Source organism: Aliiglaciecola sp. M165 (assembly GCF_007197995.1).
Lineage (GTDB): Bacteria > Pseudomonadota > Gammaproteobacteria > Enterobacterales > Alteromonadaceae > Aliiglaciecola.
Genome location: NZ_VKKH01000021.1, coordinates 1 through 516, shown reverse-complemented (window position 1 = coordinate 516; position 516 = coordinate 1). Strand labels below are relative to the sequence as shown.

Sequence of the window (516 nt, the reverse complement as noted above, 5' to 3'; positions counted from 1 at the left end):
TGACCCGTCCTAAATAACGTTGACACTTTCCAGCCTTAAATTGGAGAGTGTAATGCAATCAATAAGTAAGCGTACCCAGCGCGACTATTCGCTCGCTTTTAAATTGTCAGTTGTTGACCAAGTAGAAAAAGGAGAAATGACTTATATACAAGCTCAAGACCGTTATGGCATTCAAGGTTGTTCGACTGTTTTAGTTTGGCTTCGTAAGCATGGTCGACTAGATTGGTCTTATGGAACCCCTAAGTTTCTGAACAGAGGCGTTGTTGTGGATAAATCGAAAACCGAGTTAACACCAGAGCAGAGGATCAAAGAGCTTGAGAAGCAGCTAGCCGATACAAAAATGAAAGCAGATTTTTTCGAAGCGGTCGTGAACGTATTGGAAAAAGACCATGGAGTACGCGTTGTAAAAAAGCGCAAAGGCAAGTCATCCAGGAAAAGGTGATACCGGGATTGTCTGTCACCCAAGCTTGCAGCTATTTACACATCTCTCGCCAAGCGTACTATCAGCAATGGGTG

1 pseudogene is annotated in these 516 nt (G+C 43.4%); it reads left to right on the top strand.

Annotated features, from left to right (window positions below):
* Nucleotides 1-52 precede the first annotated feature (52 nt).
* A pseudogene (locus FM019_RS20725) lies at nucleotides 53-516 on the top strand (IS3 family transposase); the annotation flags it as partial.